The sequence below is a fragment of the Lachnoclostridium sp. An14 genome (assembly GCF_002160755.1).
Taxonomy (GTDB): domain Bacteria; phylum Bacillota; class Clostridia; order Lachnospirales; family Lachnospiraceae; genus Lachnoclostridium_A.
In genome coordinates this window covers 175249-189691 of sequence record NZ_NFLE01000001.1, presented here as the reverse complement: position 1 = coordinate 189691, position 14443 = coordinate 175249, and the positions used below count along the sequence as shown (strand labels likewise).

Here is a 14443-nt window from a genome sequence, read left to right as displayed (position 1 = left end):
GCAATTACCCGTGGGTATGAATGTAATCGACGCCAGGATGATGCAGAAGGCATTCCTGGCGGCCGCGAAAGGCCTGGAGGCCAAAAAGGAGTGGATCAATGAGCTGAACGTGTTCCCCGTTCCGGACGGGGACACGGGGACGAATATGACGCTGACCATCATGGCGGCGGCCAAAGAGGTGGCGGCCATTGAGGAGCCCACCATCGAGAATCTGTCGAAGGCGATTTCTTCCGGCTCTCTGCGGGGAGCGAGGGGAAATTCCGGTGTCATCTTATCCCAGCTGTTCCGCGGCTTTACCAAGGAGATCAAAGGCACGGATGCCATCACCACCACCACCCTGGCGAACGCCTTTGTCCGCGGGACAGAGACCGCCTACAAGGCGGTGATGAAACCCAAGGAGGGCACCATTCTCACGGTGGCCAAGGGGATGGCGGACAAGGCGGTGGAGCTGGTATCGGAGACGGAGGACATCCTGGAGTTTGTGGACAAGGTCATCGAGCACGGCGACTACGTGCTCAGCCAGACGCCGGAGATGCTGCCTGTGTTAAAAGAGGCGGGCGTGGTGGATTCCGGCGGCCAGGGCCTGATGCAGGTGATGAAGGGGGCCAGGGACGGCCTGCTTGGCAAAGAGGTGGAGATCGCCGCTGAGGAGGCCAGGCCCATGACCGGTGCCGGCATTCGGAGCGAGGTGGAGGTGCCCGCGGAGGAGATCCGTTTTGGCTACTGCACTGAGTTTATCGTAAATCTGGAACATCCCCTGGACGAGGCGGGAGAGGCGGAGTTTAAGGCTTATCTGGAGTCCATCGGGGATTCCATCGTGGTGGTGGCCGACGACGAGCTGATCAAGGTTCACGTCCACACCGATCATCCCGGTCTGGCCTTTGAGAAGGGCCTGACCTACGGCTCCCTGTCCCGCATGAAGGTGGACAATATGCGTGAGGAGCACCACGAGCGCCTGATCCAGAACGCGGAGAAGGTGGCGGCGGAGCAGAAGGCGGCAGAGGCTGCCAAAGCCCAGAAAGAGGAGCCGAGAAAGCCTTACGGGTTCATCGCCGTATCCATGGGAGACGGGCTTGGAGAGATCTTTTGCGGCATCGGCGTAGACTACCTGATCGAGGGCGGACAGACCATGAATCCCAGCACGGAGGATGTGCTGAACGCCGTGGATCATGTGAACGCCGACTGCATTTTCGTCCTCCCCAACAATAAAAATATCATCCTGGCCGCGGAGCAGGCTAAGAGCCTGGTGGAGGATAAAGAGCTGGTGGTCATTCCCTCCAAGACGGTGCCCCAGGGCATCACGGCGGTGATCAATTTTGCTCCTGACTTAAGCGCGGAGGAAAACCAGGAGAATATGATCCGTGAGATGGGCCGGGTGAAGACCGCCCAGGTCACCTATGCGGTGAGAAATACCACCATCGACGGCATGGAGATCAGCGAAGGGGATATTATGGGCATCGGCGATTCCGGGATGCTGGCCGTGGGGAAATCGGTGGAGAGCACCGCTCTCGACGCCTTAAAGGCCATGCTGGACGAGGAATCGGAGCTGGTGAGCATTTATTATGGAAGTGACGTGACGGAGGAGGAGGCAGAAAAACTGCTGGAAAAAGCCCAGGACGCCTGCGCCGGCTGCGAGGTGGAGCTGCACCGGGGCGGACAGCCGATTTACTACTACCTCATGTCTGTGGAATAAAAATGGAAATCTGCCGGAAACTTTTGGCTCATGGGAGATGAGGGGTTCGGCGGAAAAGAAAAGCAAAGGCTTCTGCCTGGGGGCAGAAGCCTTTCTGACGGACATAAAACCGATTCAGGAGGGATGGAAAAACGATGAGTGAGCAGCCAATCACTTCGCTGAAGGGCGTCGGAGAAAAGACCGGCCGGCTGTTTGAAAAGTTGGGGGTCCATACGGTGGGAGAGCTGTTGGAATACTATCCCAGAGGCTACGACGCCTATGAGCCGCCGGTTTCCATCGGGGAGCTGCGGCCGGACGCCATCGCCGCCGTGGAAGGACTTCTGAAAAAGGACGGGGATGTGCGGCGGTTTTCCCGGGTGGCGGTCACGGTGGCGGAGCTTTCCGACGGGACCGGCTCCCTGCAGCTCACATGGTATAATATGCCCTTCCTGCGGACGACGTTACGGGCGGGAAGCCGCTTTGTGTTCCGCGGGCGGGTGGTGAAGAAAAACGGCCGTCTGACCATGGAGCAGCCGGAAATCTTCTCCCTGGCGTCTTACGAGGGGGTGGCCGGTTCCATGCAGCCCATTTACGGGCAGACGAAGGGCCTGGGGAATAAAACCATCACCAAGGCGGTGTCTCAGGCCCTCTCCGGGCGGGGGATGGAGCGGGAGTACCTGCCGGAGGACATCCGCACCCGCCACGAGCTGGCGGAGTACAACTTTGCCCTGGAACACATTCATTTTCCCACCAGCAGGCAGGAGCTTTTGTTTGCCAGAAAGCGGCTGGTGTTTGACGAATTTTTCCTGTTTATCCTGTCTGTGCGCCATTTAAAGGAAAAGCGCCAGGACCGGAGGAGCCGGTTTGTCCTTGCCAGAAGGCCGGAGGTGGAGCAGTTTCAGCGCTCCCTTCCCTACGCCCTCACAGAGGCTCAGGAGAAGGTGTTAAACGAGGTGTTTGACGATATGGCCAGCGGGATGCCCATGAACCGCCTGATTCAGGGAGACGTGGGCTCCGGCAAGACCATCGTCGCCGTTCTGGCCCTTCTCCAGGCGGCCTATAATGGCTGCCAGGGCGCCCTCATGGCCCCCACGGAGGTTCTGGCCAGGCAGCACTATGAGTCCATGACGGAGCTGTTCGCGGCCCACGGCGTGGACAAGGTCCCGGTGCTCATCACCGGATCCATGACGGCGAAGGAAAAACGGCTGGCCTATGAGCGGATCGCCTCCCATGAAGCGGACATCATCGTGGGCACCCACGCCATCATCCAGGAGAAGGTGATCTACGACCGCCTGGCCTTAGTGATCACCGACGAGCAGCACCGGTTTGGAGTGGGCCAGAGAGAGGCTCTGGGGGAAAAAGGGGACCGTCCCCATGTGCTGGTGATGAGCGCCACCCCCATTCCCAGGACGTTAGCCATCATCCTCTACGGCGATCTGGACATTTCCATCATCGACCAGATGCCGGTGGGCCGCCTGCCCATCAAAAACTGCGTGGTGGATCCCTCCTGGCGGCCGAAGGCCTACCGCTTTATCGAAAAAGAGGTGGCGGCAGGCCGGCAGGCTTATGTGATCTGCCCCATGGTGGAGGAGAGCGAGATGCTGGAGGCGGAGAATGTGCTGGACTACGCGGAAAAGCTGAGAAAGGAGCTGCCGTCCTCCATCCGGGTGGAATTTCTCCACGGGAAGATGAAGGGAAAGGAAAAGAACGCGGTCATGGAGGCCTTTGCCGCCAACGAGATCCAGGTGCTGGTCTCCACCACCGTGGTGGAGGTGGGAGTGAACGTGCCCAACGCCACGGTGATGATGATCGAGAACGCGGAGCGGTTCGGCCTGGCCCAGCTTCACCAGCTGCGGGGCCGGGTGGGCCGGGGAAAGCACCAGTCCTACTGCATTATGGTCAACTGCGGAGAAGAAGGGGCCGGGGAACGGCTGGACATTTTAAATCGTTCCAACGACGGCTTTGCCATCGCCTCCGAGGATTTGAAACTGCGGGGGCCGGGAGACATTTTCGGCGTCCGCCAGAGCGGGGACATGGAGTTTAAGCTGGCAGATATTTTCACTGACGCCAATGTGCTAAAGACGGTGTCAGAGGAGGTGGACCGGCTGCTGGAGGCCGATCCGGAGCTGAGAGAGCCGGGACACGGGGAGCTGAAACGCCGTCTGGACCGCTATCTGGAACGCAGCTACGATAAATTGAATTTATGACCGGGGAAAGGGGCCGGAGGCTCCGCGCGGTTCTGGCCGCGGGAGAAGGTTTGAGCCTGAAATCCCAAGATCAACAAATAGGAGAACAAAACGATGACGGAAAAGGAAAAAATGCTTGCGGGAATGCTGTACCGCGTGGAGGAAGGCGGAGAGCTTGTGGACGAGCAGGTACGGGCAAAGGAGCTGTGCCGCCGCTACAACCAACTCTCCTTTGCAGATGGGGAGGAGAGAGACCGGGTGCTTCGGGAGCTTTTGGGCAGCGCCGGGAAAAACCTCTGCATTCAGCCCATGTTCTGGTGTGATTACGGCTACAACATTTCCGTGGGGGACAATTTCTATGTAAATCACAACTGTGTCATGCTGGACGTGGCTCCCATCACCTTCGGGAACAACGTGTTTATCGCCCCGAACTGCGGATTCTACACCGCTGGACATCCCGTAAACCGGGATCTGCGCAACGACAGCCTGGAATTCGGCCATCCCATCACCGTGGGCAGTGACGTGTGGATCGGCGGAAACGTGACGGTGCTGCCGGGAGTCACCATCGGGGACAACGTGGTGATCGGAGCCGGCAGCGTGGTGGTAAAGGACATCCCCTCCGGCACGGTGGCGGTGGGAAACCCCTGCCGTCCCATAAAGACCATGGAGGAAGCCTGTGAGAAGGAGAGGTATCTGGAGATCCGCCCCACGGAGCCGGAGGATTTAGAGACGGTGCTTGCCATCTACGGGGAGGCCAGGCAGTTTATGGCGGAGACGGGAAACCGCAGCCAGTGGCAGGGCGCCTATCCCGGCGAGGCGGACGTGAGGCGGGACATGGAAAAGGGCGGCAGCTACGTGTGCCTGGAAAACGGGGAGATCGCGGCCACCTTCTATTTCCGGATAGAGGAGGAACCCACCTACAAAGTGATCACCGGCGGAAACTGGTTAAACGACAGGCCCTACGGCGTCGTCCACCGGGTCGCCAGCCGTGGCAGGGGCCGCGGGGTGGCCAGCTACTGCTTAAACTGGTGCTTTGAACAGTGTGGAAACGTGCGCATCGACACCCACGCGGACAATAAGCCCATGCAGAATATGCTGAAAAAAAATGGATTCACCCCCTGCGGGATCGTGTACATGGAGGACGGCTCTGAGCGGATCGCCTTCCAGAAGTGCGGGGCAAAGTAGGAAGGAAACAGACAGAAAGAAGGATCCTCTGGCTGGCGAATGCGTCAGCCAGGGGATCCTTCCCGTTTCACTCAGGCTTTAAGCCTCTGGAGGTCGGATATTATTTTCCGGCCATCTGTCTCTCCTGGGCCTCGATCATCTTCTTAACCATATAGCCGCCCACGGAGCCGTTCTGAGCGGAGGTCAGATTGCCGTTGTAGCCGTTGGATAACGGAACTCCCAGCTCGTTTGCAACTTCCATCTTCATGCGGTTCATTGCTTCCTTCGCCTCAGGTACGTTTGTCTTGTTGGAAGAACTGTTGTTTGCCATAATAACACGCCTCCTTGTTTGTATTTGCCGCGCGGCCGTCAGTGGTGCGCGGCTTGTTTTGTGTTACGATCCTAGTATGTGCGCGGCGGATGATAATACACTAGCAGCTTCTGTGTAATATGGAAAAAGCTGTCACTTCCTTAAAAATAGCCTTGTGCATCAAGGACTTTCATACTATAATAGGCTGGACAGACAAAACGTGAGGGCGAAACGGGAGTTTTGCCGGAACCGGCTGTCTCACGGGGAATCAAGGTTCCTGTGACATAGCGAAAGGAAGTTTTTTATGAGAGTAATCGCCGGAAAAGCCAGAAGGCTTCTTCTGAAAACCATAGACGGCCTGGACACCAGGCCCACCACGGACAGGATCAAGGAGACCCTGTTTAACATTCTTCAGAACGACGTTCCCGGCTGCCGTTTCCTGGATCTGTTCGCCGGCAGCGGCGGCATCGGCATCGAGGCCTTGAGCCGCGGGGCGAAGGAAGCGGTGTTTGTGGAGAACAGCCAGAAGGCAGCGGAGTGCATCCGGGAAAATTTAAGGACCACCCGCCTGGCAGACCAGGCTACGGTGATGGCCTGCGACGTTCTGACGGCCCTTTCCCGGATGGAGGGGAAACAAAAGCCCTTTGACATCGTATTTATGGACCCGCCCTACGGCAGGGAGCTGGAGCTGCAGGCTCTTTCCTATTTAAGCCGTTCCTCCTTAATCGGGCCGGACACCATGATCATCGTGGAGGCGTCCTTAGAGACGGACCCGGCTGCCGCGGAAGGGCTGGGCTACACCGTGGAACGGGTGAAACCCTACAAGACGAATCAGCACATATTTTATACAAAAGGAGAGAGCGCCAGATGACAAGCGCCGTTTATCCGGGCAGCTTTGACCCGGTTACGTTGGGCCACTTGGACATTATTGAGAGAACGGCTCAGATTATGGATCATGTGATCGTGGGAGTTTTGGTCAACCGAAAAAAAACTCCGTTGTTTTCTGTGGAAGAACGTGTTAATATGTTAAAAAGCGTGACCGCCCACCTGCCAAACGTGGAGGTGAAGGCCTTTGACGGCCTGACCATCGACTTTGCCAGGGAGAACGGGGCGAAGGCCATCGTGCGGGGACTGCGGGCTATTACGGATTTTGAGTACGAGCTGCAGCTTTCCCAGACCAACCGGGTGATGGCCCCGGAGATTGACACGCTGTTTTTGACCACAAGTCTGAAATATTCCTATCTCAGCTCCAGTATGGTGAAGGAGATCGCCATGTATCAGGGCGACATTTCCGCCTTCCTCCCTCCGGAGGTGGCAGAGCTGGTGCGGGAGAAGGTAAAAGGATTCGATTAAAGATTAAGAAAGGGTAGGAGAGAAGAACATGAGCAGCAGGATCGAGCAGTTGATCAATGAAATTGACGAATATATTGAGGAGTGCAAATTTAAGGCGTTTTCCAACACGGAGATCATCGTGAACAAGGACGAGATCCAGGATCTGCTGGGGGAGCTGAGACTTCGGATTCCTGACGAGGTAAAGCTGTACCAGAAGATCATCAGCAACCAGGATGCCATTATTTCCGACGCCCAGGCCCAGGCTCAGGAGATGTTAGCCCAGGCTACGGCCCAGACGGACGAGCTGGTAAACGAGCATGAGATCATGCAGCGGGCCTACGCCCAGGCAAACGAGGTGGTGGCCCAGGCCCAGGCCCAGGCTCAGGAGATCATCGACCGGGCCGTGGCGGAGGCGGACGAGGTGCGCAAGGACGCGATCCATTACACCGACGGGATGCTTAACAACCTTCAGATGGTGGTAGGCCAGACCATGGACGAGGCCCAGGGCCGGTTCCAGGCCTTTATGCAGACCATGCAGTCCACCTATGACGTGGTGGTTTCCAACCGGGAGGAGCTGGCAGGGAGCCTGGTTACCATGGAAGGACAGCCTCAGCAGGAGCCGGAAACAGACGAAGAAGAACAGTAAGAAACAGGAAGGAAAGGCTTGCGTGGAGCAATTTCCAGAGTACATAATGCCGGATGGACAGTCCGGCATTTTTTGTGTCATAGGAAACGGTGTTTTCTATGGCGGAAAGGTCTCCGGTGGGAGGGGCACTCCGCGCAGGGGAATATGGCTGTTTCCGCGGCCGCGCTCCGGGCAGAGGGGGATGGCCGTTTACCCTGCCTCGCTCCGGCGCGGGTGTGCGCGGCCTCGCGCCCTTTTTTTCGTCACCTAACGTGAGGACGCTTTTCGTCTGAAAAAGGCCGGACAGACCGCCGAAGGATGCGGCAAAGGCCAGGGCGGCGGCTAAAAGAGGCCCTTTTAAGGTCTGTTTCAGGGCGAGAATGCCGGTGGTGATCTCCGTGATTCCAAGGAGGCAGGCGTTCGCGGCGGCGGGAAAGGGGGAGAGGTGCCGGATGTAGGCTGCCAGGATGGAAAAGGCCATCACATAGCCTCCGATCCGCACCATGGCCTCCAGACAGTTCATAAAATCCCGGTCAAAGGAGAAGGCAGACAGAGAGTTTCCTAAGGAGCCGCGGCGAAGGCAGTCCCCGGTGTTTCCCCTCTGGCTGTACGGAACGGGTTCTCCGGTGTCAGCTCCGTTTCCGGCATTCCCAAAACGGCCCCCGGACGCCCGGCGGTTTTGCCTCCGCCCCGGAAACCGGTACACCCGGCCGGCCAGCCACCACACAGGCAGAATGGGCAGGTAAACGGCGGCCAGAAACAGGGGCGCCGGACAGACCGTCTCCAGCCCCGCCATCACGTAGCCTAAGAGAAACATGGGGCTTGGATGGTTGCTCACCGCCAGCAGAACCTTTGCCTCCCGGTCCGAAAGCATCTCTCTGGCCCGGAAATCCCCGCAGGTCTTCGCCCCCATGGGATAGCCGCAGAGGAGGCCGGAGAGCAGGGTGTAGGCCCCCTCCTGGGACAGCCCGGCAAAGCGGTTTAACAAAGGCCGGAAGGGGGCGGTGAGAATGGGAATGCCGCCGGAGGCCGTCACCGCGGTGGAACAGAGCATAAAGGGGAGCAGGGTGGGGAGCAGGACCCCGGCCCACAGATTCAGCCCGTTTTTGGCTCCCTCCAGGGAAAGGGCCGGTTTCCACAGCAGAAACAGGAGAGCGATAATGGAAAATGCGGATTTTTTCATGGCAGCCGGAATACAGTGTATTTGTAAATTATATGAGGAGGCAGCCGGTCTATGATTCTCATTTTCCTGATCCTGCTGGCCTTATTCCAGGCCACCATGGTCGATTATCTGTACAACAATCCCACCTACTATCAGCTGGACGGGGCAGTCTGGGAGACGGAGGCCTTCCGGGCCCTGCGCCTGGGAGAGTCGGTGTGCCGGCTGGAGAAACTGGACTTCGACCAGCTCACCGCCCTGATGGTGGAACACGGCTACGATCTCACCGGCGTGGACTCCCTTCAGGCGGATAGCGCCCCCATCCGGGCGGCCAAGCCGGAGGCCTACGAAAAGCTGAAACAGGCCTACGAGACCATCCTGGGGGATCTGGTCTATTTCCCCATTCCCTTAAACGAGGCGGCGGAGGTTCCGGATGTGACCTACTCCGACAGCTGGGGAGACGGGCGCACCTACGGCGGCGACCGGCGCCACGAGGGCTGTGACATCATGGGAGAGGAAAAGCCCAGAGGCTTTTATCCCGTAGTGAGTATGAGCGAAGGGGTGGTGGAGAAGGTGGGCTGGCTGGAACAGGGCGGCTGGCGCATCGGCGTCCGTTCCCCCTCCGGGGCCTATCTCTACTACGCCCATTTATACCGCTATGAACGGGAGTGGAAGGAGGGGGATCCGGTGCGGGCGGGAGAGCTCCTGGGCTTTATGGGGGACAGCGGCTACGGCAAGGAGGAAGGCACCGTGGGAAATTTCCCTGTCCACCTCCACGTGGGGATCTATCTGGAGACAGACAACTACGAGGAGCTGAGCGTAAATCCCTACTGGGCGTTAAAATACCTGGAAAAACGGCGGCTGCGGGCCAATTTCCGCTGAGGCCGCTCCCCAGCACCGCCGCCCGCCCCGCAAATACCGGGTATCCATACGGAAAAAAATATGGTAAAATAACGAGGAAAGCACAGATTGTGCTTGCACAAATCTGTGATTGACGAGAGACCCCATCGAGACGCAGTCGAGATGGCAGAATAGATGCGAATGGATAAATTTACAATGAGGAGAACGACATGACAAAAGAAGGACTGCCCCCGCAGTTTTTAGAGGATATGAGGGAGCTGCTGGGAGAGGAGTTTGAGGCCTATCTGGATAGTTTCCGCCAGCCAAAGAGCGCCGGTCTGCGGCTCAATTCCGGCAAGCTCACCGGGGAGGAGTGGGAGAAACTGGCCCCCTTTCCCACGGAGCCGGTGCTCTGGGCGGAAAACGGCCGCTACTATGAGGAGGGCCTGCAGCCGGCCAGAGATCCCTATTACTATGCCGGGCTGTACTACATCCAGGAACCCAGCGCCATGGCCCCGGCGGCCCTTCTTCCGGTGGAGCCGGGAGACCGGGTGCTGGACGTGTGCGCCGCTCCCGGAGGAAAGAGCACGGAGCTTGGGGCCAGGCTGAAAGGGCAGGGCCTGCTGTTTTCCAACGACATCAGCAGCTCCCGGGCGAAGGCCCTGTTAAAAAACCTGGAACTGTCCGGAGTCCCCGGCATCTGCGTTTCCAGCGAGGCGCCGGAGCGGCTGGCAGAACTTCTTCCCGGATTTTTTGACAAAATCCTGGTGGATGCCCCCTGTTCCGGCGAGGGGATGTTCCGGCGGGACGAGCGCATGGTGAAGGACTGGGAGAGCCGCGGACCGGCCTACTACGGTCCCATCCAGCGCCAGATCCTGCGGGCGGCGGCGGAAATGCTCCGTCCCGGAGGCGTGATGGTCTACTCCACCTGTACCTTTTCCCGGTACGAGGACGAGGAGGCCGTTTTGGATCTATTGGCGCAGTGCCCGGAGCTGGAGTTAGACCCCATCCCCCTGTTTCCCGGGGCGGTAAGCGGGTTTGGGCTGGACGGCTGCGTGCGCCTGTTCCCCCATAAGCTTAGGGGCGAGGGCCATTTTGTGGCCAGGCTGCGGAAAAAAGCGGGGGAGGAGAGGAGACGCCAGTCTCAGCGCCGGAAACCGGCAGCCCTTTCCCTGGAGCCGGATTCCGCTGCCCTGTTAGACGCTCTTTTGTCGGCGCTGTCCCGATCCCTGGCCTTGCTGGCCGGGAACGCGGTCTCCGGAAAAACGGGGGCAGAGACCCTGAAAGAGGGCCTGCGGGAGCGAAACGGCTCCCTTTACCTGCTCCCGGAGGAATTTCCAGAGGAGTTGAGCCTGCGGTTTCTGCGGACAGGCCTTTTGGTGGGAGAGGTGAAAAAAGGACGGTTTGAGCCGTCCCAGCCCCTGGCCATGGCCTTAAGCGCCAAGGCGGTGGAAAGCGAAAGCGGCCCCGTTTCCCTGCTTTCCATGTCCCGTTTGGACGGCCGGGTCATCCGGTATTTAAAGGGAGAGACCATCGCCCTGGAGCCGGAGGAGCCGGACCGGAAGGGCTGGATTCTGGTGTGCGTGGACGGGTTCCCCTTAGGCTGGGGAAAGGGAAACGGCCGCACGGTGAAGAACAAATATTACCCCGGCTGGCGCTGGCAGTAGCCCGGCGGGAAGGAGTATCCATATGGCAGAAAAAACCATGCGCCTGGACCGTTTCCTCACGGAGATGACGGCGCTCACAAGGACCCAGGCCAAGGAGGCCGCCAGAAAAGGCCGCCTCACCGTCAACGGGGTCCCCGTAAAAAAAGCGGATGGGAAAATCGACCCCGCCGCCGATACCATCGCCCTGGACGGGGCGGTGATCCCCTATCAGGCGGTGGAATACTATATGTTAAACAAGCCGGCGGGGGTGGTTTCCGCCACGGAGGACGGCCGCTACCCCACAGTGTTAGACTTAATCGGAGAGAAACGGAGAAAGGACCTCTTTCCCGTGGGCCGTCTGGACTTAGACACGGAGGGCCTGCTTCTGATCACCAGCGACGGGGCGCTGGCCCACCGCCTCCTGTCCCCGAAAAAGCACGTGGACAAGGTATATTACCTCCGCTATGAGGGCCGTCTCCCGGAGGACGTTTGCGGACGTTTCCGTGAGGGGATGGTGCTGGAGGACGGAACCCGCTGCCTGCCGGCGGATTTTGAGCCGGGGGAGCGGACGGAGACGGGCGGAGAGGCCCGCCTGACCCTTAGGGAGGGAAAATTCCATCAGGTCAAGCGGATGATGGAAATGATCGGCTGCCCCGTCACTTACTTGAAACGGCTCTCCATGGGCAGTCTTGTGCTGGATGAGAGCCTGCGGCCCGGAGAGTACCGGCCGCTCACAGAACAGGAACTGGAGGAACTGACGAGATCATGACGACAATGGATCAACTGAGAGAAAAAAAGGCCTTTCTTTTTGACCTGGACGGCACCCTGGTGGACTCCATGTGGATGTGGAAGGCCATTGACATCGAATATCTGGGCCGTTTCGGCCTGGCCTGCCCGGAGGATCTGCAGAAGGTGATCGAGGGCATGAGCTTTACGGAGACGGCTGTTTATTTTAAAGAGCGGTTCGGCCTGGACCGCCCGGTGGAGGCCATCAAACAGGACTGGGTGGAAATGTCCCTGGAAAAGTATAAAAATGAGGTGCCCCTAAAAGAAGGGGCCAGAAGATTCCTCTCCTGGGCCAAGGACCGGGGCATCCGCATGGGCATCGCCACCAGCAACGGGCGGGACATGGTGGACGCCGTCCTGGATTCCTTAGACATTAGCGGCTATTTTGACCAGGTGACCACCGCCTGCGAGGTGGCGGCGGGAAAACCGGCTCCCGACATCTATTTAAAGGTGGCAGAGGATCTGGGCGTGCGGCCGGAGGACTGTGCCGTCTTTGAGGACGTGCCCGCCGGCATTCAGGCGGGAAAAGCCGCCGGGATGACCGTGGTGGCCGTGGACGATGAATTTTCCGCTCACATGGCGGAGGAGAAGAACCGGTTGGCGGACTGCCACATCCACAGCTTTCTGGACCTGTTTGGAACAGGAGATCAATTTGACGATAAAGGAGAACCTTCATGATACACGATTACCTGCCGATCTGCAGAGAGGATATGGAAAAACGGGGCTGGGACCAGTGTGATTTCGTCTACGTGAGCGGGGACGCCTACGTGGACCATCCCTCCTTCGGGGCGGCCATCATCACCCGCCTGCTGGAGTCCAAAGGCTACCGGGTGGGGATGATCGCCCAGCCGGACTGGAAGGACCCGGAGAGCATCGCCCGCCTGGGACGGCCAAGGCTTGGCTTTCTGGTGTCCGGCGGAAATATGGATTCCATGGTAAACCACTATTCCGTTTCCAAAAAGAGAAGAAGTCAGGATGCCTACACCCCCGGCGGAGAGATGGGGAAACGGCCGGACTACGCCACTGTGGTCTACGGAAATTTAATCCGGCGCACCTACCCGGACGTGCCCGTGATCATCGGCGGCATCGAGGCCAGCCTGCGCCGCCTGGGCCACTACGACTACTGGTCCAATAAAATGAAACGGTCCATCCTCCTGGATTCCCAGGCGGATTTAATCTCCTACGGGATGGGAGAGCACTCCATCGTGGAGATCGCCGACGCCTTAAACGCGGGGATCGCGGTGAAGGACATCACCTTCATCGACGGGACCGTGTACAAGACGAAGGATCTGGAATCCGTCTACGACTACCGTCTGCTCCCCTCCTTTGAGGAGATCCGGGACCATAAGAGAAAATACGCGGAGAGCTTTTACATCCAGTACTGCAACACCGATCCCTTCACTGGCAAACGGCTGGTGGAGCCCTACGAGCGGGGCTATGTGGTGCAGAACCCGCCCTCCAAGCCTCTGACCACGGAGGAGATGGACGAGGTGTACGGCCTTCCCTACATGAGGAATTATCACCCCTGCTACGAGGAGGCCGGCGGCATCCCCGCCATCCGGGAGGTGAAATTCAGCCTTATCAGCAACCGGGGCTGCTTTGGCTCCTGCAGTTTCTGCGCCCTCACCTTCCATCAGGGCCGGATCATCCAGGTCCGCAGCCATGATTCCCTGGTGGAGGAGGCCACGAACCTGACGAAGGAGCCGGACTTTAAAGGCTATATTCACGACGTGGGCGGCCCTACCGCCAACTTCCGGTTCCCGGCCTGTGAAAAGCAGCTCACCAAGGGGGCCTGTCCCAACAAGCAGTGCCTCTTTCCCCAGCCCTGCAAGAACTTAAACGCGGATCACAGCGACTACCTGCTGCTGTTAAAACGGCTGCGGGAGATCCCTAGGGTGAAAAAGGTGTTTATCCGCTCCGGCATCCGGTTTGACTATCTGCTGGCGGACAAGAGCCGCCAGTTCCTGAAAGAGCTGTGCCAGTACCACGTGAGCGGCCAGCTGAAAGTGGCCCCGGAGCACGTGGCCGACGCCGTCCTGTCAAAGATGGGCAAGCCGGAGAACAAGGTGTACCGCCAGTTTGTGGACGAGTACAACCGGATGAACCAGCGCCTGGGCTTAAAGCAGTATCTGGTGCCCTACCTCATGTCCTCCCATCCCGGCTCCTCCTTAAAAGAGGCCATTGAGCTGGCGGAGTATCTGCGGGATCTGGGATATATGCCGGAGCAGGTGCAGGATTTCTATCCCACCCCCTCCACCATTTCCACCTGTATGTACTACACAGGCCTGGATCCCAGGACCATGGAGGAGGTGTATGTGCCCACCAATCCCCACGAGAAGGCCATGCAGCGGGCCCTGATCCAGTACCGCAACCCGAAAAACTACGACCTGGTCTCCGAGGCCCTTCACAAAGCGGGCCGCACGGACCTGATCGGCTTTGACAAAAAATGCCTCATCCGGCCCAGGCAGCTGGCCGGGGAGCGGAGAGGGGCGGAGGCTGTTTCCTGGAGCAAAGGAAAGGCCGCGGGAGGAAACGGGCGCACCGGCCGTCCCTCCCAGGGCAGAACCGGCGGCCGCCTGACCCAGAGCGGAGGGGGAACCTATGGGGCACAGGGCAGGAACGGAGCCAGGAGCCAGCAGAGCGGGGTGCCGTCCGCGGCTGCCCGGCCAAAGAAAAAGACCATTCGCAACGTACACAGGAAGGCAAAGAAATAGCACGTGTAA

At 59.0% G+C, this 14443-nt stretch carries 13 protein-coding genes; 11 read left to right on the top strand and 2 right to left on the bottom strand.

Annotation, left to right across the window (positions count from 1 at the left end; translation table 11 throughout):
• Positions 1-10: 10 nt before the first annotated feature.
• The 3 genes from B5E84_RS00870 to B5E84_RS21265 all read left to right on the top strand — a co-directional run bounded on the left by B5E84_RS00870 (position 11) and on the right by B5E84_RS21265 (position 5043).
• Positions 11-1693, top strand: a complete 1683-nt coding sequence (locus B5E84_RS00870) for a DAK2 domain-containing protein (RefSeq protein WP_087217813.1) — start codon at positions 11-13, stop codon at positions 1691-1693.
• A gap of 134 nt (positions 1694-1827) precedes the next feature.
• On the top strand, positions 1828-3879 hold the full coding sequence (recG, locus tag B5E84_RS00865; protein ID WP_087217811.1) for an ATP-dependent DNA helicase RecG: 2052 nt from the start codon (positions 1828-1830) through the stop codon (positions 3877-3879).
• A gap of 93 nt (positions 3880-3972) precedes the next feature.
• Positions 3973-5043, top strand: coding sequence for a GNAT family N-acetyltransferase (locus B5E84_RS21265; RefSeq protein WP_087217809.1), 1071 nt, complete (start codon positions 3973-3975; stop codon positions 5041-5043).
• Positions 5044-5143: 100 nt separating this feature from the next.
• Here B5E84_RS21265 and B5E84_RS00855 read toward each other — a convergent pair whose 3' ends face one another.
• Complete coding sequence (locus tag B5E84_RS00855; RefSeq protein ID WP_087217807.1) at positions 5144-5353, bottom strand: alpha/beta-type small acid-soluble spore protein; 210 nt, start codon at positions 5351-5353, stop codon at positions 5144-5146.
• A gap of 283 nt (positions 5354-5636) precedes the next feature.
• Between B5E84_RS00855 and rsmD the strand changes: the two genes are divergently transcribed.
• Genes rsmD through B5E84_RS00840 form a run of 3 tightly spaced genes read left to right on the top strand, consistent with a single transcriptional unit; the run spans position 5637 to position 7310 of the window.
• Positions 5637-6203, top strand: a complete 567-nt coding sequence (gene rsmD, locus B5E84_RS00850) for a 16S rRNA (guanine(966)-N(2))-methyltransferase RsmD (protein ID WP_087217805.1) — start codon at positions 5637-5639, stop codon at positions 6201-6203.
• On the top strand, positions 6200-6685 hold the full coding sequence (gene coaD, locus B5E84_RS00845) for a pantetheine-phosphate adenylyltransferase (protein WP_087217803.1): 486 nt from the start codon (positions 6200-6202) through the stop codon (positions 6683-6685). Before rsmD ends, coaD begins: the two co-directional genes overlap by 4 nt.
• A gap of 28 nt (positions 6686-6713) precedes the next feature.
• Complete coding sequence (locus B5E84_RS00840) at positions 6714-7310, top strand: vacuolar family H+-ATPase subunit H (protein ID WP_087217801.1); 597 nt, start codon at positions 6714-6716, stop codon at positions 7308-7310.
• On the opposite strand, the gene B5E84_RS00835 is transcribed toward B5E84_RS00840, so the two are convergent.
• Positions 7255-8472 carry a hypothetical protein gene (locus tag B5E84_RS00835; protein ID WP_087217799.1) on the bottom strand — a complete coding sequence of 406 codons (1218 nt, stop codon included), beginning with the start codon at positions 8470-8472 and terminating at the stop codon, positions 7255-7257. The two genes, B5E84_RS00840 and B5E84_RS00835, sit on opposite strands and share 56 nt — an antisense overlap.
• A 51-nt stretch (positions 8473-8523) precedes the next feature.
• Between B5E84_RS00835 and B5E84_RS00830 the strand changes: the two genes are divergently transcribed.
• The 5 genes from B5E84_RS00830 to B5E84_RS00810 all read left to right on the top strand — a co-directional run bounded on the left by B5E84_RS00830 (position 8524) and on the right by B5E84_RS00810 (position 14434).
• Entirely contained in the window at positions 8524-9330 is an 807-nt protein-coding gene (locus B5E84_RS00830) for a M23 family metallopeptidase (protein WP_087217797.1), read from the top strand.
• 188 nt (positions 9331-9518) lie between these two features.
• Entirely contained in the window at positions 9519-10955 is a 1437-nt protein-coding gene (locus B5E84_RS00825; RefSeq protein ID WP_087217795.1) for an RsmB/NOP family class I SAM-dependent RNA methyltransferase, read from the top strand.
• Between the two features lie 22 nt (positions 10956-10977).
• Positions 10978-11703 (top strand): pseudouridine synthase, encoded by a 726-nt coding sequence (locus B5E84_RS00820; RefSeq protein WP_087217793.1) that lies wholly within the window; start codon positions 10978-10980, stop codon positions 11701-11703.
• Positions 11700-12398, top strand: a complete 699-nt coding sequence (locus tag B5E84_RS00815) for an HAD family hydrolase (protein WP_242963201.1) — start codon at positions 11700-11702, stop codon at positions 12396-12398. The genes B5E84_RS00820 and B5E84_RS00815 overlap by 4 nt, the downstream gene beginning before the upstream one ends.
• The gene (locus B5E84_RS00810) at positions 12395-14434 is read left to right on the top strand and encodes a YgiQ family radical SAM protein (protein WP_087217791.1); all 2040 of its coding nucleotides are present in this window, start codon (positions 12395-12397) and stop codon (positions 14432-14434) included. The genes B5E84_RS00815 and B5E84_RS00810 overlap by 4 nt, the downstream gene beginning before the upstream one ends.
• Positions 14435-14443: the final 9 nt, after the last annotated feature.

Bases quoted from the DNA above. Each gene is read 5' to 3' on its own strand.
- recG (WP_087217811.1), top strand. From the start codon at position 1,828: ATGAGTGAGCAGCCAATCACTTCGCTGAAGGGCGTCGGAGAAAAGACC.
- B5E84_RS21265 (WP_087217809.1), top strand. From the start codon at position 3,973: ATGACGGAAAAGGAAAAAATGCTTGCGGGAATGCTGTACCGCGTGGAG.
- B5E84_RS00855 (WP_087217807.1), bottom strand. From the start codon at position 5,353: ATGGCAAACAACAGTTCTTCCAACAAGACAAACGTACCTGAGGCGAAG.
- rsmD (WP_087217805.1), top strand. From the start codon at position 5,637: ATGAGAGTAATCGCCGGAAAAGCCAGAAGGCTTCTTCTGAAAACCATA.
- coaD (WP_087217803.1), top strand. From the start codon at position 6,200: ATGACAAGCGCCGTTTATCCGGGCAGCTTTGACCCGGTTACGTTGGGC.
- B5E84_RS00840 (WP_087217801.1), top strand. From the start codon at position 6,714: ATGAGCAGCAGGATCGAGCAGTTGATCAATGAAATTGACGAATATATT.
- B5E84_RS00835 (WP_087217799.1), bottom strand. From the start codon at position 8,472: ATGAAAAAATCCGCATTTTCCATTATCGCTCTCCTGTTTCTGCTGTGG.
- B5E84_RS00830 (WP_087217797.1), top strand. From the start codon at position 8,524: ATGATTCTCATTTTCCTGATCCTGCTGGCCTTATTCCAGGCCACCATG.
- B5E84_RS00825 (WP_087217795.1), top strand. From the start codon at position 9,519: ATGACAAAAGAAGGACTGCCCCCGCAGTTTTTAGAGGATATGAGGGAG.
- B5E84_RS00820 (WP_087217793.1), top strand. From the start codon at position 10,978: ATGGCAGAAAAAACCATGCGCCTGGACCGTTTCCTCACGGAGATGACG.
- B5E84_RS00815 (WP_242963201.1), top strand. From the start codon at position 11,700: ATGACGACAATGGATCAACTGAGAGAAAAAAAGGCCTTTCTTTTTGAC.
- B5E84_RS00810 (WP_087217791.1), top strand. From the start codon at position 12,395: ATGATACACGATTACCTGCCGATCTGCAGAGAGGATATGGAAAAACGG.